The sequence below is a fragment of the Allobosea sp. 05T438 genome, from assembly GCF_056396025.1.
Genome location: NZ_JBFTKQ010000001.1, coordinates 689,050 through 708,394 on the forward strand (window position 1 = coordinate 689,050; position 19,345 = coordinate 708,394).

18 protein-coding genes and 1 tRNA gene are annotated in these 19,345 nt (G+C 66.6%); 9 read left to right on the forward strand and 10 right to left on the reverse strand.

The genetic code is table 11. From position 1 onward, the window contains the following. Positions 1 to 95: 95 nt before the first annotated feature. Positions 96 to 2,168 (reverse strand): flagellar biosynthesis protein FlhA, encoded by a 2,073-nt coding sequence (gene flhA, locus AC1DIN_RS03390; RefSeq protein WP_476808721.1) that lies wholly within the window; start codon positions 2,166 to 2,168, stop codon positions 96 to 98. Positions 2,169 to 2,521: 353 nt separating this feature from the next. Here flhA and AC1DIN_RS03395 point away from each other — a divergent pair, with 353 nt between their 5' ends. Then, entirely contained in the window at positions 2,522 to 3,970 is a 1,449-nt protein-coding gene (locus tag AC1DIN_RS03395; protein ID WP_476808666.1) for an MFS transporter, read from the forward strand. 137 nt (positions 3,971 to 4,107) lie between these two features. Continuing rightward, positions 4,108 to 4,419 (forward strand): hypothetical protein, encoded by a 312-nt coding sequence (locus AC1DIN_RS03400; protein WP_476808667.1) that lies wholly within the window; start codon positions 4,108 to 4,110, stop codon positions 4,417 to 4,419. Positions 4,420 to 4,437: 18 nt separating this feature from the next. Here AC1DIN_RS03400 and flbD read toward each other — a convergent pair whose 3' ends face one another. The 8 genes from flbD to AC1DIN_RS03440 all read right to left on the reverse strand — a co-directional run bounded on the left by flbD (position 4,438) and on the right by AC1DIN_RS03440 (position 12,325). Next, positions 4,438 to 5,802, reverse strand: a complete 1,365-nt coding sequence (gene flbD / locus AC1DIN_RS03405; protein ID WP_441469956.1) for a sigma-54-dependent transcriptional regulator FlbD — start codon at positions 5,800 to 5,802, stop codon at positions 4,438 to 4,440. 44 nt (positions 5,803 to 5,846) lie between these two features. Next, entirely contained in the window at positions 5,847 to 6,197 is a 351-nt protein-coding gene (gene fliN, locus AC1DIN_RS03410; protein WP_441469957.1) for a flagellar motor switch protein FliN, read from the reverse strand. A gap of 11 nt (positions 6,198 to 6,208) precedes the next feature. Beyond that, positions 6,209 to 6,799 carry a FliH/SctL family protein gene (locus AC1DIN_RS03415; protein WP_476808668.1) on the reverse strand — a complete coding sequence of 197 codons (591 nt, stop codon included), beginning with the start codon at positions 6,797 to 6,799 and terminating at the stop codon, positions 6,209 to 6,211. A 1-nt stretch (position 6,800) separates the two neighbouring features. Further along, the gene (gene fliG, locus AC1DIN_RS03420; RefSeq protein ID WP_476808722.1) at positions 6,801 to 7,790 is read right to left on the reverse strand and encodes a flagellar motor switch protein FliG; all 990 of its coding nucleotides are present in this window, start codon (positions 7,788 to 7,790) and stop codon (positions 6,801 to 6,803) included. A gap of 104 nt (positions 7,791 to 7,894) precedes the next feature. Further along, positions 7,895 to 9,592, reverse strand: a complete 1,698-nt coding sequence (fliF, locus tag AC1DIN_RS03425) for a flagellar basal-body MS-ring/collar protein FliF (protein ID WP_476808669.1) — start codon at positions 9,590 to 9,592, stop codon at positions 7,895 to 7,897. A 202-nt stretch (positions 9,593 to 9,794) separates the two neighbouring features. Further along, positions 9,795 to 10,070: a CtrA inhibitor SciP gene (sciP, locus tag AC1DIN_RS03430; RefSeq protein ID WP_038359348.1), complete on the reverse strand. Its 276-nt coding sequence runs from the start codon at positions 10,068 to 10,070 to the stop codon at positions 9,795 to 9,797. 107 nt (positions 10,071 to 10,177) lie between these two features. Then, a complete protein-coding gene (locus tag AC1DIN_RS03435; protein WP_441469961.1) occupies positions 10,178 to 10,849 on the reverse strand; it encodes a flagellar hook assembly protein FlgD in 672 nt (223 codons plus the stop codon). 15 nt (positions 10,850 to 10,864) lie between these two features. Further along, the gene (locus AC1DIN_RS03440) at positions 10,865 to 12,325 is read right to left on the reverse strand and encodes a flagellar hook-length control protein FliK (RefSeq protein ID WP_476808670.1); all 1,461 of its coding nucleotides are present in this window, start codon (positions 12,323 to 12,325) and stop codon (positions 10,865 to 10,867) included. A 246-nt stretch (positions 12,326 to 12,571) separates the two neighbouring features. On the opposite strand from AC1DIN_RS03440, the gene mnmA reads away from it, so the two are divergent. From mnmA to AC1DIN_RS03475, 7 genes are all read left to right on the forward strand, one after another. Next, positions 12,572 to 13,756, forward strand: a complete 1,185-nt coding sequence (gene mnmA, locus AC1DIN_RS03445) for a tRNA 2-thiouridine(34) synthase MnmA (RefSeq protein ID WP_476808671.1) — start codon at positions 12,572 to 12,574, stop codon at positions 13,754 to 13,756. Between the two features lie 33 nt (positions 13,757 to 13,789). After that, entirely contained in the window at positions 13,790 to 14,446 is a 657-nt protein-coding gene (locus AC1DIN_RS03450) for a class I SAM-dependent methyltransferase (protein WP_441469964.1), read from the forward strand. A gap of 68 nt (positions 14,447 to 14,514) precedes the next feature. Then, a tRNA-Met gene (locus AC1DIN_RS03455) sits at positions 14,515 to 14,591 on the forward strand. Positions 14,592 to 14,669: 78 nt separating this feature from the next. Next, on the forward strand, positions 14,670 to 14,873 hold the full coding sequence (locus tag AC1DIN_RS03460; protein ID WP_476808672.1) for a hypothetical protein: 204 nt from the start codon (positions 14,670 to 14,672) through the stop codon (positions 14,871 to 14,873). A 261-nt stretch (positions 14,874 to 15,134) separates the two neighbouring features. After that, positions 15,135 to 16,166 (forward strand): ABC transporter substrate-binding protein, encoded by a 1,032-nt coding sequence (locus tag AC1DIN_RS03465; protein WP_476808673.1) that lies wholly within the window; start codon positions 15,135 to 15,137, stop codon positions 16,164 to 16,166. Between the two features lie 4 nt (positions 16,167 to 16,170). After that, positions 16,171 to 17,064, forward strand: coding sequence for an ABC transporter permease (locus AC1DIN_RS03470; RefSeq protein ID WP_476808674.1), 894 nt, complete (start codon positions 16,171 to 16,173; stop codon positions 17,062 to 17,064). Then, entirely contained in the window at positions 17,040 to 17,789 is a 750-nt protein-coding gene (locus AC1DIN_RS03475; RefSeq protein WP_476764995.1) for an ABC transporter ATP-binding protein, read from the forward strand. Before AC1DIN_RS03470 ends, AC1DIN_RS03475 begins: the two co-directional genes overlap by 25 nt. 127 nt (positions 17,790 to 17,916) lie before the next feature. Here AC1DIN_RS03475 and AC1DIN_RS03480 read toward each other — a convergent pair whose 3' ends face one another. After that, positions 17,917 to 19,263, reverse strand: a complete 1,347-nt coding sequence (locus AC1DIN_RS03480; RefSeq protein WP_476808675.1) for an LLM class flavin-dependent oxidoreductase — start codon at positions 19,261 to 19,263, stop codon at positions 17,917 to 17,919. Between the last annotated feature and the right edge of the window lie 82 nt (positions 19,264 to 19,345).

Consider the following 19,345-nt stretch of genomic DNA (forward strand, 5'->3'; position numbering starts at 1 on the left):
TCGAATTGTCAGCCCTCATCCTGAGGAGCGATCCGCAGGATCGCGTCTCGAAAGGATGAGGGCTCGCCGAGGCGGCTGAACGATCTCCAAGGCCGTCAGACGCTGCCGACAGTCTTCAGCCGCACCCGCGGATGGATCTCCGCCTGCGACAGCACCGGCGTCTCGCGCCGGAAGCGCTCGATGATCTGGCGCGCGAAGGGCCGCGCCATGGCGGAGGTGACGAGCGCGGGCATCTCGCCGATGCGCGCAGCGTCCTCGAACTTGTCGCGGACGTGATGCACGAACTCCTGCAGTCGCGAGGGCTGCATGGCGAGGTGCCTGTCCTCGCCCTGGCCGATGACGGACTCGGCGAAAACGCCCTCCCAGGCCGGCGACAGCGTGATGATCGGCAGCACGCCGTGCTGATTTGAGAACTGGGCGCAGATCTGGCGCGCCAGCCGGGCGCGGACATGCTCGGCCATGTCGCGCGGGCTCCGGACGCTGGCCGAGACCTCGGCGATCCCTTCGATGATGGTCGGCAGGTCGCGGATCGAGATGCGCTCGGAGAGCAGCAGCTGGAGCACCCGCTGGATGCCGGTGGTCGAAATCTGGCTCGGCACGATCTCCTTGACGAGGTCGGCATGGTCCTTCGGCAGCTCGCGCAGCAGCTTCTGCACCTCACCATGAGAGAGCAGTTCCGGCATGTTCGACTTCAGCACTTCCGTCAGATGCGTCGAGATCACGGTCGCTGCGTCGACGACCGTGTAGCCGCGCAATTGCGCCTCGTCCTGCAGCGCGCCGTCGATCCAGGTCGCCGGCAGGCCGAAAGTCGGCTCCAGAACGTTGTGGCCGGGCAGGTTCACCGAGCCGCCCATCGGATCCATCGCCATATACTGGCCGGCATAGACGATGCCATGGCCGGCATCGATCTCCTTGATCTTGATGTAGTAGTGGTTCGCCTCGAGCTGGACGTTGTCGACGATGCGAACCGCCGGCATGACGAAGCCGAGCTCGGCCGCGAGTTGCCGGCGCAGCGCCCGCACCTGGTCGGTCAGCCTGTCCTGCCCGCCCGCGGCATTGACCAGCGGCAAGAGCCCGTAGCCGATCTCGATCTTTAGCTCATCCATCTTGAGCAGGTCGTTCAGCGTCTCCTCGCGCGGCGAGCCGTCGGCCGCCAGCGCCGTGCCGGACTGCGCCGTGCCGGCGAGCGCCTGCTCGGCCTCGCGCGCCTTGGCGGCTTGGCCGAAGCGGCGGGCGAGGAAGCCCGCGCCACCCGCCAGCAGCAGGAAGGGCAGCATGGGGATGCCGGGCAGCAGCGCGATCAGCAGCATCACCGCCGCCGACATGCCGAGCGCCTTGGGATAGCCGGAGAGCTGCTTGCCGAGCGCCTTGTCGGCGGCGCCGCGCACACCGGCCTTCGAGACCAGCAGGCCCGCCGCCGTCGAGACGATCAGCGCCGGGATCTGGCTGACGAGACCGTCGCCGACTGTGAGCTGCGTGTAGTTGTGCGCGGCGTCGCCGAAGCTCAGCCCCTGCTGCGCCACGCCGATGATGATGCCGCCGAGCACGTTGATGAAGGTGATCAACAGGCCCGCGACAGCGTCGCCGCGCACGAATTTCGAAGCGCCGTCCATCGAGCCGAAGAAGGAGGATTCGTCCTCCAGCGCCTTGCGGCGGACCTTGGCCGTCTCCTGGTCGATCAGGCCGGCCGAGAGATCGGCATCGATCGCCATCTGCTTGCCGGGCATGGCGTCGAGGGTGAAGCGGGCCGCGACCTCGGCGATGCGGCCCGAACCCTTGGTGATGACGACGAAATTCACGATGATCAGGATGGTGAAGACGATCACTCCGATCACGAAATTGCCGCTCATCACGAAGCCGGCGAAGGCTTCGATGACGTGGCCCGCCGCCGAACTGCCCTCGTGGCCGTGCGCGAGGATGAGGCGCGTCGAGGCCAGGTTCAGCGCCAGCCGGAACATGGTGACGATCAGCAGCACGGTCGGAAAGGCGGAGAACTCCAGCGGCTCCTCGATGAAGAGCGCGGTCATCAGCACGAGCACCGACAGGATGATCGAGAGCGCCAGCATCAGGTCGAGCAGCACCGCCGGCATCGGGAAGATGAGCACCACCAGGATGCCCATGACGCCGATCGCAAGGAACAGGTCAGGCCGATTGAGCAGCTTTCCCATCGCGCCGCGATCAGGGATGCTGAACCCTCTTCCCTGCCCCGCCGTCACATCGGTCATCGACCGCTCCGCCCGCCCTATGCCCGCCCATGGCCGGCCAGCGCTCCGAAGCGGAGCGCAACCCGGCAATTCTTGCCGGGTTCATGGTGAATGAATGGTTAAGCCAGGCTTCAGGCACCTGTCCCTGAATGCTTCACCGGAACCTTCGCGGACACGGATCGTTTGCGTCTCGACCCAACGCGCACCGGCTCCGCCGATGTCACGCGACGTCATTCACGCACCGGCAGCTCTCCCCCGCCGGCACTTGCCCATCTCAAAGCGCCGCAAGAGCGCCGTTCATTCGTCGGGGACAACCCGTGCAGCATGCTCACCCGCAGGGAGCGGAACGCCCCATCGTCGAGACCGATGTTCCCGCCCGTCTCGACCGGCTTCCCTGGTCACGCTTCCACACGCTCGTCGTCGTTGGGCTCGGCATTACCTGGATTCTCGACGGGCTCGAGGTCACGCTCGCGGGCTCCGTTTCGGGGGCACTGAAAGAAAGCCCGGTCCTCGGATTCACCAACACGGAGATCGGCCTTGCGGGCGCAGCCTACATTGCCGGCGCGGTGCTCGGTGCCGTCTTTTTCGGCTGGCTGACGGACCGTCTCGGTCGCAAGAAGCTCTTCACGATTACGGTCCTCGTCTATCTCTCCGCCACGGCCGCAACCGCCCTTTCCTGGAACGTTGCGAGCTTCATCGCCTTCCGTTTCCTGACCGGCATGGGCATCGGCGGCGAATACACGGCGATCAACTCCACCATTCAGGAGCTCATCCCGGCGCGTGTGCGCGGCTGGACCGACCTCGTCATCAACGGCTCGTTCTGGCTTGGCGCGGTACTGGGTGCGCTCGGCGCCATCGTCCTGCTCGACCCGGCCCGGATCAACCCGGAATATGGCTGGCGCCTCGCCTTCTTCATCGGCGCCGCACTGGGCCTCGTCATCCTGATCCTGCGGCACTGGATTCCGGAGAGCCCGCGCTGGCTGATCAGCCACGGCCATCCGGAGCGCGCCGCCGCCATCGTAGCCGATATCGAGCGCCGCGCCGGCTTCGTCGCACCGGCAAGGGAAGTTCTGATGGGTACCCGGCTGCGGCCGCGGGCTAAGACGCCGCTCGGCGAGGTGTTCCACGCGCTCTTCGTGGTCCATCGCGAGCGCGCGCTCGTCGGCCTTTCGCTCATGCTGTCGCAGGCCTTCTTCTACAACGCCATCTTCTTCACCTATGCGCTGATCCTGACCGATTTCTACAGCGTACCTTCCCAGCAGATCGGCTGGTTCATCCTGCCCTTCGCGGCCGGCAACTTCCTCGGGCCGTTGCTGATCGGCCGGCTGTTCGACACGATCGGCCGGCGCGTGATGATCGCAGCGACCTATGCCCTGTCCGCGCTGCTGCTGACAGGCACCGGCTATCTCTTCTGGAGGGACGTGCTCACCGCCTCGCAGCTTACCTTGTGCTGGAGCGTCGTCTTCTTCTTCGCCTCCGCCGCGGCGAGCTCGGCCTATCTCACGGTTTCGGAGACCTTCCCGGTCGAGATGCGCGCGCTCGCCATCGCCGTGTTCTACGCGGTCGGCACCGGCGCTGGCGGCATCGCCGGCCCCTGGCTCTTCGGCATCCTGATCGACACCGGCTCGCGCGGCGGCGTCTTCGCCGGCTATCTGCTCGGCGCGGCGCTGATGCTTGGGGCAGCCGTGATCGCAGCCCGCTTCGCCATCCGGGCCGAACGTCAGCCGCTCGAAAGCGTCGCGCGCCCGCTCAACGCGGTGGACTGATCGCGCTGCCCGCGTAACCATAACGCCGGAAAGCGGGCCCAATGGAACAAAGCATCATTTAAATGCATTACTCGTGACCGGCATTCCGGCTCTAAGAATGCTCGGTAAGATGTGGTGACAGCAGCCTGGAGGTCATTGTGGACAGACGCTCATTCCTGATGACGCTGGTTGGGGGCTTTGCCGCCGCCGGCATGGGCGGCATCGCCGCCGCAGAAGCGGCCCGGCCGAAGCCGGCCCTGAAGCCGGAAGCCGAGCCCGCCCAGGGCGATGAGGCGGTCCCGGCCGAAATGAAGGAGGCGCTGGACAAGACCGACGCCGAGTTCAGCCAGTATTATTATTATCGCCGCCCGCGCTACTATGCCCGACCGCGCTATTATGCCCGGCCGCGCTACTACTATCGGCCCCGCTATTACGCCAGGCCGCGCTACTATCGCCGGCGCTACTACTGATAAGCCGCCGCTTGCGGGTCAGGCCGCGCTGATGCGCGTCTGACCCGGCTCCGCCACGGTGATGCCGGCGGAGGTGTATTCGCTCAACTTGTTGCGCAGGGTGCGGATCGAGATCCCCAGGATCTTGGCCGCATGCGTGCGATTACCGAGGCAATGGTCGAGCGTATCGAGGATCAGCTCGCGCTCGACATCCGCGACGGTGTTCCCCACCAGCGACCGGGTCATCGCTTCCGCAGTCTGCGCCGCCCGCGCGGCCGGATCACGCGCAGGCGCCGAAGAAAGGACTTCGCCTTCCGGCGTCATCACGGCATTGGCGGCGATCTCCGGCCCGCTCGCCAGCAGCACCGCCCGGTGCATCGTGTTTTCCAGCTCGCGGACGTTGCCGCGCCAGGCGTTGGCAAGCAGCAGCTTGCGCGCATCGGCGGCGATCGGCCGGGGCGGCAAGCCGTTGAGCTCCGCATATTTCTTCGCGAAATGCTCGGCCAGCGCCAGGACGTCGCCCGGCCGTTCGCGCAGCGCCGGCAGGCGCAGATGCACCACATTCAGGCGATAGAGCAGATCCTCGCGAAACAGGCCGTCGCGCACCGCATCGGCGAGGTTGCGGTTGGACGTGGCGATGATGCGGATATCGACCTTGACCGGCTGCGTGCCGCCGACGCGATCGATCATCCTCTCCTGCAGGGCGCGCAGCAACTTGGCCTGCAGGCGCACATCCATCTCGGAGATCTCGTCGAGCAGCAGCGTGCCGCCATTGGCCTCCTCGAACTTGCCGATGCGCCGGGCGATGGCGCCGGTGAAGGCGCCCTTCTCATGGCCGAACAGCTCGGATTCGAGCAGGTTGTCGGGGATGGCCGCGCAGTTGACCGCGACGAAAGCCCGGTCCTTCCGCCCCGACTTCTGATGCAGATGGCGCGCGATCACCTCCTTGCCGGTGCCGCTCTCGCCGGTGACGAGGACCGGCGCTTCCGAACGCGCGATCTGCGAGGCGAGCTGGACGACACGCTCCATCGCCGGGTCACGCCAGATCAGGCTGGTCTGGTCGGCCGCGACCGCTTCCAGCACCGCGGCGATCAGCTCCGGATCGGGCGGCAGCGGAACATATTCGCGTGCGCCGGCCTGGATCGCCGCGACGGCCGCGCGCGCATCCGTCGAGGTGCCGCAGGCGATGATCGGCGTGCGGATGCGCTCGGCCTCCAACGCGGCGACATAGGCCGCGATCGGCTGCACGACGTCGATCATGAGCAGGTCGGCGCCCTTAGCGCGCAGCACCGCGAGCGTCTGGTCGAGCCCTTCGGTGTGGGTCACGGCCGCTCCGTGCGACATCGCGATCTTGGCCGCGGCGATGATCTGTCCCTTGAGACCGCCGGCGATGATGAGGCGCATGGCTCAGGTCCTTCTGTTCTTGTTCACGATGACGGGGCCGGCTCTCACCGGTCCGCCTTGATGATTTCGGTCATGGTCACGCCGAGCCGGTCCTCGACGACGACGACTTCGCCGCGTGCCACCAGCCGCTCGTTGACGAAGATGTCGATCGCCTCGCCGACGCGCCGGTCGAGTTCCAGAACCGCGCCCGGCACGATCTGGAGCAGGTCGCCCACAGCGACCTTCGAGGAGCCGAGCACGGCCGAGACCGTGACCGGCACGTCGAAGACCTGTTCCAGATCTTCGGCCGTCTTGACCGGGACAGGGCCCGACCGCGCGACAGAGGCCTGGTTCTGGTCGAAGGACAGGTCGGCCTGGTTCAGCGGCGGCAGGTTGAGGTCACGCTCCTGGCTCATGGCTCAGACTTTCATGGTTGCGCCTGGTCATGGCCGAACACGCGGGCAACCGCCTGTTCGACCAGAGCCGAAAGCTGCTGGCTGTCGAGGACGAAACCGCCCTCGGCCCATTCGATGCGCCCGTCGCCGGGCACGATGTCGGTTTGTCCGAGCACGATCAGCTTTCCGGCAAAGCCGTGCTCGGCCGCGAGCTTGCGGGTCAGTTCCTCCGCCTGCTCGACCATCGCCTCATTGACGCGCAGGACGAGATGCGGCGCCGTCCGGGCATGGTTCAGGCATTCGCGCACGGCTCCCGCCAGCGCCGCCATCGGCTTCTCCGCCAGGGCAGCGCCCGCCAGAGCCTTCGCCGTCACAAGCGCGACATGCGCCGCATGCTCCTCGATCGCCGCGGCCCGCGCCGCTTCCTGTGCGAAGAGCCGCTCAGCGGAGCGGGCGAGCTGCCCGGTCAGGCCGGCGAGCTGGGTCTGCGCCTCCCGATGCGCCTGCTCCTGCCCCGCACGGAACCCCTCGGCCCGCGCCGCAGCGAGATCGGCTTCGCCGGCCGCCTTGCGGCCGCCTTCGCGGAAATCCGTCCCAAACAGGAATTTCGTCGCGGAAGTCATTTCAATACACCAGTTCGTCGTCGGCATTGCCCTTGGACAGGATGATCTCGCCCTTCTCCGCCAGATCCTTCGTCAACTGGACCAGCTTGGTCTGGGCCTCGTCGACCTCCTTGAGCCGCAGCGGCCCCAGACCTTCCATGTCGTCCTGCATGTTCTTCGCGGCGCGCTGCGACATGGCGCCGTAGAAGAAGTCGCGCATCGACTGGCTCGCCCCCTTCAACGCGCGCGCCAGCGTGTCCTTGTCGGCCTGGCGCATCAGCGTTTGCAGCCCGGCAGGGTCGAGCTTGCCCAGATCCTCGAAGGTGAACATGAGCGCCCGGATGCGCTCGGCCGATTCCTGGTTCGAAGCGTCGAGCGCCGAGAGGAAGCGGATCTCCGTCTGCCGGTCGAATCCGTTGAAGATCTCGGCCATCATCTCATGCGGATCGCGCCGGCGCGTCTGGGTCAGCGTCGAAACGAACTCGGTCCGCAAGGTGTTCTCGATGTGATCGAGTGCCTCCTTCTGCACCGATTCGAGCCGCAGCATGCGACCGACCACCTCGATCGACAGGTCGTTCGGCAGGTTGCGCAGCACGTTCGCGGAATGGTCGGGCCGGATTTTCGACAGGATCACGGCGATCGTCTGCGGGTATTCGTTCTTGAGGAAATTCGCGAGCACCACCGCGTCGATATTGCCGAGCTTCTGCCACATGTTGCGGCCGGCAGGCCCCCGGATCTCCTCCATGATCAGCGCCACCTGATCCGTCGGCAGGATCTTCTCGAGCAGCGAGATCGTGCGGTCGAAGGAGCCCGTGATGGCGCCGGCGCTCGAGAGCTTGCCGACGAAATCGAGCATCAGGCGCTCGACCTCGTCCGCATCGACAGTGCCGAGCTCGGCCATGGCGCGCGTGATGATCCGGATCTCGTCGTCGTCGAACTGCTGCCAGATGGCGCGGCCGTGCTCCTCGCCCAGCACCAGCAGGATGACGGCGGCGCGCTGCGGGCCGCTCATCTCGGCGACCGTTGTCACGCCGAAGCCGCCGCCCTCGATGGCGTCATCGAGGGAAGTGCCGCGCGTTGCGATGGATCGGTTCTCGGCCATGGTTCAGCGCCCCGTCACGCCGGGACTTTCTCGTGGATCCAGCTGCGCAGCACCGCGACCGAGTCGGCCGGGTTCTGCGCGACCAGCGCCCCGATCTTTTCCACCGACTGCGCCTTGAGCTGTCCCTTGACCTGCGCGACGGCGAGCATTCGCTCGGACGGCATCTCGACCTCGGCCTGCAGCACCTCCCCATTGGGCCCGACCGCGGCAAGGGCACGGCCGGAAGCACCGGCCGGATCGCCCGTCGCCGCATCCGGCCCGGCCAGCACCGCACCATTGCGCATGAAGGACGGGATCGCGCGGACATTGCTGTTGTCGGAAGCCAGCACCTGCTTCAGCAGCGGCCGCACCACGGTCATCAGCACGATCAGCGTCAGCAGCGAGATCACGCCGAGCTCGGCGAAGCGGACGAGATCCTCCCGGGAGAAGGATAGCAGCTGCTGCATCAGCGTCTGCTCGGTCAGGTCGTTCGGCGGCGGGGGCGCCTCGGCGAAGCGCAGGTTGACCACCTCGACCTTGTCGCCGCGGCCCTGGTCGAAGCCGACGGCGGTCCGCACCAGCTCGCCGATGCGCTCGAGCTCCTCTGCGTTGCGCGGCTGATAGGAAAGCTCGCCGGCCGGGCTGCGGCTGTAGTTGCCATCGATGAGAACGGCGACCGAGAGCTTCTTGACCCGTCCGCCTTCCAGCACCTCGGTGCGGGTCGTGCGCGAGATCTCGTAGTTGGCCACCTCCTCGTTCTTCGAGGAATTCTCGCGCTGGGCCTGTTGCGCGCCTTGCGTTTGCTGGGCACCGGGCAGCTCGTTGCCGACCGTGACGGCGCCGTTGCCGCCCTCGTTCGTCGTCGATGCCTCAGTGCGGTTCTGGCTGGAGCGCAGGACACGGCTTTCCGGGTCGAAGCTTTCGGAGCGGCTCTCGACGCGATTGGTGTCGAGCGCCGCGGAAACCTGCACGCGCGCCCGGCCGTAGCCGACGACGCTGGCGACGATATCCTCGACCTGCGACTTGATGCGCTTCTCGATCGCGGTCTGGCGCTCCTCGATGCCGAGGCCGATCAGGCCCTGGTCGCTCTGCGCGCCATCGGCGAGCAGGCGGCCGCGCTCGTCGACGATCGAGACGCGCTCGGGCTTCAGCCCGTCGACGGCCGAGGCGACGAGGTGGCGCACGGCGCGGACCTGCGCGGCATCCAGGTCACCGGCGAGCTTGAGCGCGATCGAGGCACGCGGCGGCTCGCGGTCGCGCTCGAACAGCCGCCGCTCGGGGATCACGAGATGCACGCGCGCCGCCTGCACCCGGCTGATCGAGCGGATCGAGCGGGAGAGCTCGCCTTCGAGCGCACGCAGATGGTTGATGTTCTGGACGAAGCTGGTCGAGGAGAAGGCGTCGCCCTTGTCGAAGATCTCGTAGCCCACGCCGCCGCCGGCCGGGATGCCCTTGCCGGCCAGGTCGAGCCGCAAGCGCGGCACGTCGGCCTTGGGCACGAGCACGGTCTGGCCGTCGCCGCGCAGCTCGTATTTGATGCCGCGCGTGTCGAGATCCTTGAGGATCGCGCTGACATCCTGGCCGGAGAGATCCGTGAACAGCACGCTCATCGCCGGCTGGGACATCTTCAGCATCACGAAGCCGAAGAAGCCGACAAGCGCCAGCGTCACTGCCAGCATGGCCGCCAGCCGCGCCGCGCCGAATTTGGCGAATTGCTCGATCAGGCCGTTCACGCCGCCATCCGCTCCACAGAATCGAAGGGGCGACGCACTCGCCCCGGCCCACTAGGCAAGTTTTTCCCAGTGCATGGTTAGCGGTCCGTTAATTTTTCGGAGTGGCCTGTTAAACTTTCGATGCGGACATGCCGCGCAAACGCGAAAGGCGCCGGTCCTGACCGGACCGACGCCATTGAATACAAACGAAATTATCCGCGGCTTACTGACGGTAGTGCTGGATCCGGGTCGTCCGCAGTCCAGCGAGGCCATGCTGGTCGATCGACATCTGCCAGCTCAGGAACTCATCAACCGTCAACGTGTAGCGCTGACAGGCTTCCTCAAGGCTGAGCAGGCCGCCGCGCACTGCGGCCACCACCTCTGCCTTCCGCCGGATGACCCAGCGCCTTGTATTCATCGGCGGAAGGTCCGCGATCGTCAGCGGACTTCCGTCCGGTCCGATCACGTACTTCACCCGCGGTCGCAATGGCTCGGTCATGGTACTCTCACACAACTCAACAGAGCTACTGAGGGCAGCATAGTAGGCCGGCTTTAAAAATTGGCTAAAACGATCGTGCGGTATCTCCACGATTGATTCGCCCCGGCTCATTCGCTGCGCACCACGCTCTTCACCTTGTCGATCGGCACGCTGATCGAGCCGATCTTCAGCATCGGGATCGAAGAGGTGAAGTCGACGCCGTCGACGATACCGCTGATCTGCGTCTTGGCCGTAACGGACTCACCCGCCACGTTCTTCGCATCGATCGTGATGGTGTACTCGCCATCCGGCGCCTTGGAGCCGATCGAGGTCGTGCCGTCCCAGCTATAGGACTGGTCACCGGCGACCAGCGTCTTGGTCGCGGTCTGGACGACGTTGCCCTTCGAATCCTTGATCGTGACGTTCGCGGTTCCCGCCGAAGCCATGTTGACCTTCCACTCGGCCTTGCCGTCGATCAGCCTTGTGGTGGCGCCATCGGCCGTGATCTTGGCGCCGATGAAGCCGACCGCATTGGTCGCCGTGCCGGCCGCGTTCAGGCTGAGCAGCGAACTCAGCGTCTCATTGGTCTTGAGCTGCTGCTCGACGCCGGCGAACTGAACGAGCTGGGCCGTGAACTGGTTGGTGTCGAGCGGATCGAGCGGCGACTGGTTCTTGAGCTGCGTCGTCAGCAGCGTCAGGAACTGGTCGAAGTTGTTCGCGATCCCGGTCGTGCCGCCGGTGACCGTGCTGTTGCTGGTGGTCGATGTGCCGGACGTGCCGCTTGTCCCGGAAACAGCCATGGCTCTTGTCCTTGCTCAGATGCTGAGATCGACGCCGCCGAGCCGCACGAGGCGGCGCTGCGGGGCGGGGTCGGTGGAAAGGGCAGCCTCGTCGGTCCGCTCATTGCCTTGCGGCACACGCGGACGTTGCGGCGCCTCGTCATGCTGGCGGTTCTGACGGAAGGCCGACTGATCGGAGGGATCGCGCAGGCTGATGTCGACGCCGCCGTCCGACGGCTTCAGACCCGCCTGCTCGAAGGCGCGCTCTAGCGTGCGGGCGTCGCGTTGCAGGAGATGCAGGGTTTCGACCCGGTCGACGACCAGCCTGGCGCTGACCTCGCCCTTGTCGGAAATCGACAGATTGACGTCGACCCGTCCGAGCTCGTCCGGATCGAGGCGGATGTCGAACTGCCTTGAACCCGACATCGCGCGCATGCCGATCTCGATCGGCACCATATGGACCGGCGTCGGCTGGCCGCTCGCGACGCCCTGACCTTGAGCAGGCGTGGCTCCGTTCGCCGCCAGGTTCGGATCGAATGGCTGGACAAGGCGGTCATGGGCCGGCTTGCCGGACGCCTGCTGCAGCATGGTCGAGAGATCGAGAGGGCCGAGCGCCTGCTGCAAGCTGTCGAACAGCTTCGGATCGGCCGCAGGCGGCGCTCCGTCAGCCTTCGAGGCCGCGCCAACAAGCGCCTTCTCTTCCGTACCCTTGATCTCGGCGACATGGCCTGCCGTCGGCAGTGCCTTGCCGTCCACCGGCGCCGCATCCTCGGCCGCGACCGTTTCGGCGGCCTTCGCCGAATTCGCGTCAGCCTTGGCAAAGCCGGGAAGCGGCAGCGCCTGCGGCTTCGCTCCATCTCCCACGGCAATCGCAGATGCATTCGCAGACTGCGGCGCGCCTCCTCCGGCAGCAGAGGCCGGAACCGGCAATGCAAGCGTCGCTATCGCGACGGGATGAGGGGGCTCGGCAACGGCTTTGATCTGATCCGCACCGGGCACTGGGTTTGCCGCGTCAGCCGAGCCATCGTCCGTCTTGGCTTTGGTCGGTTTCTGCTCGTCTTCGGTGGGTTTCGCCTGGCCATCCGCCTTCGGCTTTCCCTCACCGCCCTGAACCGCGGCAGCTTCGGCCTGCGCAGCTGCCATCGCGATCAGGAAATCGATCCCGGTGGCGGGAGCGGGAGCATCCGCCTGCGTTCCCGCCTGCTGGGGCTTGGACGGCTTGGCAACGACATCGCCCGGCTTCACGGCAAGCTCGCCCTTTCCGGTCGCCGTCGCCGAAATCTTCTCGGCCTGGGAGGCCGCAGCCGCGGCAACCGCCTCTTCGACCGCACCGGTCTTGTCGGTTGTCTTGGTGCTCGTGCCCTTTTCCGCCCCGGCGTCGCTCTCGTCCTGCAGCTCGGGCAGAGTAAAGGCCTCTCCCTCCCCGCCCTCGGCGCGACGGCGCGAAGCGGGAGCCTCGGGAGCTCGCTGATTGCTGAAGACGGGCTGGATCGACATGAACGGTTCCGCGGTGCGGGCAACAACGCACCCGCCCGTTGCCAGCAAGTTGCGCGCCAGACCAAAGTACTTCGGAATCAATATGTTAGCGCGATGATAGCAACCGCCGACGGCAAGAAACGCCGATGCAGGGACCGCAAGCCGGCAGGATTTGCCGATCCTGCTGGCAGCATGCGGCCAAAGCCGGTATAGAGCCCGCAGACGCACAAAGATCGCAGTTTCGAGCCACGGACGCCTCCGCAGACGATGACCACACCCCGCAACTCTCTCGACATCGCCAAGCCGCCCGCGGCCACGCGCGTCGTCGCAGCGATGTCGGGCGGCGTCGACTCTTCGGTGGTCGCCGCCCTGCTCAAGCGCGAGGGCTATGACGTCATTGGCGTCACGCTTCAGCTCTACGATCACGGCGCCGCCGTCCACCGCGCCGGCGCCTGCTGCGCCGGGCAGGACATCCATGACGCGCGCCGCGTCGCCGAGGCGATCGGCATCCCGCATTACGTCCTCGACTACGAAAGCCGCTTCCGCGACGCCGTCATCGAGCGCTTCGCCGAGAGCTATCTCGCTGGCGAGACGCCGATCCCCTGCGTGGAGTGCAACCGCACGGTGAAGTTCCGCGACCTGCTCGATCTCGCCAAGGAGCTCGGCGCCGACGCGCTGGCAACGGGCCACTATGTCGTCAGCCGCGACCTCGGCAATGGCCATCGCGGCCTGTTCCGCGCCGCCGACGCCAGCAGGGACCAGAGCTACTTCCTCTACGCGACGACGCAGGAGCAACTCGACCTGCTGCGCTTCCCGCTCGGCCATATCGACAAGACCCAGACCCGCGCGCTCGCCGCCGAGCTCGGCCTCGCCATCGCCGACAAGCCCGACAGCCAGGACATCTGCTTCGTGCCGAACGGCCGCTATGCCGATGTCATCGAGAGGCTGAAACCCGGCGCCGCCCGGCCCGGCGACATCGTCCACCTCGACGGGCGTGTCCTCGGCCACCATGAGGGCGTGCTCCACTACACCGTCGGCCAGCGCAAGGGCTTGCGGCTCAGCGCGGCCGAGCCGCTCTATGTGCTGCGTCTCGATGCCGACACCGCGCGCGTCATCGTCGGCCCGCGCGAGGCGCTGAGCGTGCGCGAGGTCCGGCTGCGCGATCTCAACTGGCTCGGCGAAACCACGCTCGATGCTCTGCCACCGGAAGGTCTCGACGTCGCGGTGCGCGTCCGCTCGACCCGCGCGCCGCGCGAAGCCCGCCTCTTCCGCGATGCGGAGGGCCTGCGCATCGAGCTTGCCGGTGACGAGGAAGGCGTGTCGCCCGGCCAGGCCTGCGTGATCTACGCCAATGCCGGCCCGGGCTCTCGCGTGCTCGGCGGCGGCACCATCCTGCGCCGGCCTCTCGCCATCCCGGCCACCGCCGCGCCCGCGGCGCTCGCCCTGTCCTGACAGGCTCCCGCCTTTCCGCTCGGATTTCCTACCATGCCGGTGACAGACCATCTCGACACCCAGAAGCGCGTCTATGCGACCTGGGCCAAGTTCTACGACCGGATCTATCAGCGCATGCTGGCACGCCCGCAGCGCGAGGCGGTCGCCGCGGCCTGTGCCTGCGGTTCGGACATCCTGGAAATCGGTGTCGGCACCGGCCTCACCCTGTCGTATTTCACGCCGGAAACGCGCGTCCTCGGCGCGGATCTCTCGCTCGACATGCTCAAGGTGGCGCATCGCAAGGTCGCCAGCCAGAATCTGCGGCATGTCCACGGGCTGATGGTGATGGACGCCTGCCGCCTCGGCTTCGGCGACGAGCGTTTCGATGCCGTGACCGCGCAATTCGTCATCACCCTCGTGCCCGATCCAGATCAGGCGCTGACCGAGATGGACCGCGTCCTGAAGCCGGGCGGCGAGATCATCATCTCGAGCCGCCTCGTCGATGACGGCGGCCTCCTCGCGCCGTTCTGGAGCGCCGTCGCTCCCCTGTCGAAGGCGGTCGGCTGGAGTTCCGACTTCAAGGTCAGCCGTCTGACGGACTGGGCGAAGGCGACGGGCCGCTACGAAACCGTCCATGTCGGGCGCGGCTATTTCAAGGTCGTCCGCCTACGCAAGCTCGCTTCTGCTGATAACTCGCGATCCAAGGCTTGACGCGACCATGTCGCGGCGCATATACCGCGCCTCGACGACGGGCCGGCCCAGCCGGCTACGATGTCCGTGGCGGGGTAGCTCAGCTGGTTAGAGCAGCGGAATCATAATCCGCGTGTCGGGGGTTCAAGTCCCTCTCCCGCTACCACAATCTTTCTTGAACCTCCGACGGCGTTCAAGATTTTCAAATCGATCGATTATTTCGAGCGCCAGACGCCCCCCGTAAGTGGCGCGATTGACGCCGCCGCCGCAGTGCCCGGCACCGACCCGGCCGATTGACGGGCTAGCCGCGCTTTTCCATCAGGCGGCCGTCACCGCGGCCAAGACGAAAGTGATCGTCGACGAGTTCGCGCTGCGCTCGGCGACGGCCCTGTTCGATGTCGGGGGTGCCTCCGCCCCGACACTTCGCCAGAATCTCGGCCGCTATTGACGCAACGCCCGTACGCTCTCCTCGCACAATCCGGCAGGCTACGAAGGCGCTGACTGCCAGGGCCCACGCACTCAAAGGGACGCCGCTCCCTAACCTGGGCTTTTCTGATGCCCCGGAAGCAGGAAAGCCCTTCCTTGCGGCGGCTCGGCCGCGGCCCAAACCATTCCCAGGCGCCGGCATATTAGAATATCAATTCTATAGACTAATACCCCCGTAGTGCACATGCTCATGGCTGTCATTTCCGTATCCGAAAGCCGAAACATGGCACTGCGCCCCATCAATCGCGCCGTTGCAGCCGTCCTAGCCGTAATCGCCTTCTCTCCGATGGCGAGCGCCGCGCCGCTCGCTGACGATGCGCCGATTCCGGAGGCCATCGCGCCGGGAACCAAGCTCGTGATCGGCGACCCGCAGACGCGTGTCGCGCTGACGCTGTCAGGCGAACTCGCGAAGCTGCCATTCAAAGTCGAATGGGCCAACATCTCCGGCGGCCCGCAGACCATCGAGGCCTTCCGGGCGAAGGCGCTCGATGTCGGCTCTGTCGCGGACATCCCGCCGATCCATGCCCGCTGGACCGGGCTCGAGACGCGGATCGTGGCGACGAAATACAGGCTGGATCCGGTGGCCAACCCGATCTACGTCATCGCAACCGCTCCCGGCTCCGGTATCGCGAGGCTCGAGGAGATCAAGGGCCGCAAGATTGCCTTCAGCCCCGGTCAGGCTCAGGGCGCCCTCGTCCTGCGCGTGCTGAAGAAGCTCAAGCTCGAACGAAGCGACGTCAACCTGATCGAACTGCCGAGCGTCGGCGACACCTATGTCAACGCGCTCGCCAGCAAGCTCGTCGATGCCGCGCCGATCGCCGAGGCGAACAAGCAGCGCTTCGCCCAGAACTATGAGCGCGACGGCGCGAAGGTTCTGGCGCATGCACTGCGCGACGATCCGTCCTTCCTCTACGTTGCCAAGACATCGCTGGAGGATGCCGACAAGGCGGCGGCGATCCGCGCCTATGTCGCGGCGTGGGGCCGCGCGACGAAATGGATCGAGACGCATCCGGACGAGTGGATCAAGGGCTACTACGTCAAGGACCAGGGCCTCAAGGAAGACGCCGGTCGCTTCCTGGTCCAGTCGAACGGCAGCCCTGACGTCCCGCTCGACTGGGTCGCCGCCACCGAACGCCTGCAGGAAACCGTCGACCTGCTTGCGGAGGAGCTGAAAAAGCCGCCGTTCAAGGCTGGAACTCTGTTCGACCGCCGTTTCGAGACGGTCGCCGGCAAAGCCTACCGCGACGGGGAGTAGTACGATGGCGGACCTCTCGATCGAAGGCAGCGCTCTCCGCTCGGCCCGGCCGCGCGCTTTGCTCTTCCGCGTCCTCGGTCGGTCGCACGGTACCGGTTCCACCGGCCACGGGGCCAGGCGCAAGCGCAAGCTTGGACCGGGACCGGTCTGGCGCTTTGGTCCCGCGCTCGGGCCCGTGCTGCTGCTGGTGCTCTGGAGCGCCGGGAGTGCCACCGGCGCGATCGACGACCGCATCCTCTCGCCGCCCTGGACCGTCGTGACGACCGGCTATGAGCTCATCGCCGACGGGCGCTTGCAGGAGAACCTCTGGACCTCGTTTCAACGTTCCTTTTGGGGGCTTTTCTGGGGCATCGTCGCTGGCGCTTCGCTTGGTATCGTCGCCGGGTTGAGCCGCATCGGCGAATACCTCGTCGACGGCCCGATCCAGATCAAGCGCGCAATTCCGGCACTTGCCCTGATCCCGCTGCTGATGCTCTGGTTCGGCATCGGCGAGCCGATGAAGATCCTGACGATCGCGCTGATCACCTTCGCGCCGATCTACATCCAGACCCATGACGGGCTGCGCTCGACGGATGCGCGCTACATCGAGCTGGCAGAGACGCTTGACCTGAGCAACTGGCAGTTCCTGCGCCACGTCGTGCTGCCCGCCGCCCTGCCCGGCTTCCTGCTCGGGCTCCGCTTCGGCGTGACCTATTCCTGGCTTGCACTGGTCGTCGTCGAGCAGGTCAACGCCACGAGCGGCCTCGGCTACATGATCAACCTCGCGCGCACCTATGGGCAGACGGAGGTCATTATCCTGTGCCTCGCAGTCTACGCCGCCCTGGGGCTGAGCTCCGACTGGCTCGTGCGCCTTATCACGCGAAAGGCCCTTCCGTGGCGCAAGATCCTCGCGGACTGATCGCTCGCCCCGTCGTCGACGTGCGCGGCCTGACCCGCCGCTACGGCACGCGCACCATCCTCGACCGCGTCGACCTGACCATCGGGCGCGGCGAGTCCGTTGCCCTTCTCGGGCGCTCCGGTTCGGGCAAGAGCACGTTCCTGCGCGCGCTAGCCGGTCTCGACCACGGCGTACCCGGCGAAGGCACCTACGACACGCCGGACGCCGTGTCCGTCGTCTTTCAGGATGCGCGGCTGCTGCCTTGGAAACGTGTCCTCGACAATGTCGAGCTCGGCCTGAAGGGCGAGCGGCCGCGCGAGCGCGCGCTGGCTGCGCTTGAAGAGGTCGGGCTGACCCAGCGGGTCGAAGCCTGGCCCACCCAGCTCTCCGGCGGCGAGCAGCAACGCGCGGCGCTGGCCCGCTCGCTGGTGCGCTCACCGGATCTGCTGCTGCTCGACGAGCCCTTCGGCGCGCTCGACGCGCTGACGCGGCTGCGCATGCAGGCCCTGCTGCTCGATCTCGTCGCGAGGCACCGCCCGGCCGTGCTGCTCGTCACGCATGATGTCGACGAGGCCATCCACCTCGCACAGCGCGTGCTCGTCCTGGATCAGGGCCGCTTCATCATCGATCAGCCGATCGCGCTCCCGGAAGAGCATGCGGCCCGCGAGGTGCGCTTCGCCGAGGTCCGCACGAAACTGCTGCGCAGCCTCGGCGTCACCGATGCCGATCTGCGCCGGGTCGCCTGAGGGCTTTCCCCCTCCCCTCGTCGCGCGGAGCCTGCGGCCTGACGGGCCAAGCGAACCCATCCGAGAAACAGCAAGGCCCGGATGCCAGTGCATCCGGGCCTTTTGTCCCTTGGTCCGCAGTGACGGCTCAAGCGCTCTGGCGCTGATCCGCTGCGAAGACGCTCTCCGGGCGCGGGAGGCCATAGTGTTCGCGCAGCGTCGAGCCGGAATACTCCTGCCGGAACAGGCCGCGTTTTCGCAGGATCGGAACCACCTCGGAGACGAACGTGTCGAAACCTCCGGTGAGATAGGGCGGCATCACGTTGAAGCCGTCCGCGGCGCCCTGCTCGAACCATGTCTGGATCTCGTCGGCGACATGGTCCGGCGTCCCGACCACGACGCGATGCCCGCGCGCGCCGGCCAGGCGACGGATGAGCTGGCGAATGGTCGGGCTCTCGCGGTCGACGATGTCGACGATCAGCTGGAAGCGGCTGGCGACGCCTTTCGGCCCGCTCGTGTCGACGAGGTGCCGCGGAAACGGGCCGTCGAGATCGAAGCCGGTCAGGTCGAGGCCGATCATGCGCTTGAGCTGCTCGAGCGAAGCCGCCGGCTGGATGAGTTCGTTGATCTCATCCTCCAGCCTCTCGGCTTCGGCCTGCGTCGAGCCGAGGAAGGGGCTGATACCGGGCAGGACCCGGATATGCTCCGGCCGGCGGCCGAGCGCGACGGCGCGCGCCTTGATATCCCGGTAGAATTCCTGCGCGCTGGCCAGCGTCTGATGCGCGGTGAAGATCGCTTCGGCGAACTGGGCAGCGAAGGAACGACCGTCTTCCGAGGAACCGGCCTGCACATAGACCGGCCGGCCCTGTGGCGACCGCGAGACGTTGAGCGGCCCCCTCACCCGATAATGCCGGCCGACATGATCGATCCGATGGACCTTGTCCCCATCCGCGAAGACGCCGCTCTCTGGATCGGCGACGAAGGCCTCATCCTCCCAGCTGTCCCAGAGCTTGCTGACGACATCGAGGAATTCGCGCGCCTTCTCATAACGCTCGCCATGTGGCGGGTGCTCGGGCAAGCCGAAATTCTGCGCGGCGCCGGCATCGCTGGTCGTGACGATGTTCCAGCCGGCACGCCCGTTGGAGAGATGATCGAGCGAGGCGAAGAGCCGGGCGAGATTGTAGGGCTCGTTATAGGTCGTCGAGGAGGTTGCGATCAGCCCGATCCTCTCGGTCACTGCCGCGATGGCGGACAACCATGTCAGGGGTTCGAAGCGCACCCGCGACGAGTACCGGACGTTCTCCGGCAGCGAAGGACCGTCCGCAAAGAAAATTGCGTCGAACCTGGCGGCCTCGGCCCGGCGCGCGAGCTCCTGATAATAGGTGATGTCGAGCACGCGCTTCGGCTCGGAAGCGGGATAGCGCCAGGCGGCCTCGTGGTGACCGCCTGGATAGATGAACAGATTCAGCGTCAGCTGGCGGGCGTTTGCGGACATCGCGGACCTCGTTCGTAAAGCCTGCGGACAGCCTCGCCGTGCCGCAGTTACCGCCGCAGACGATGCCGCTTCGGCGCGCAAG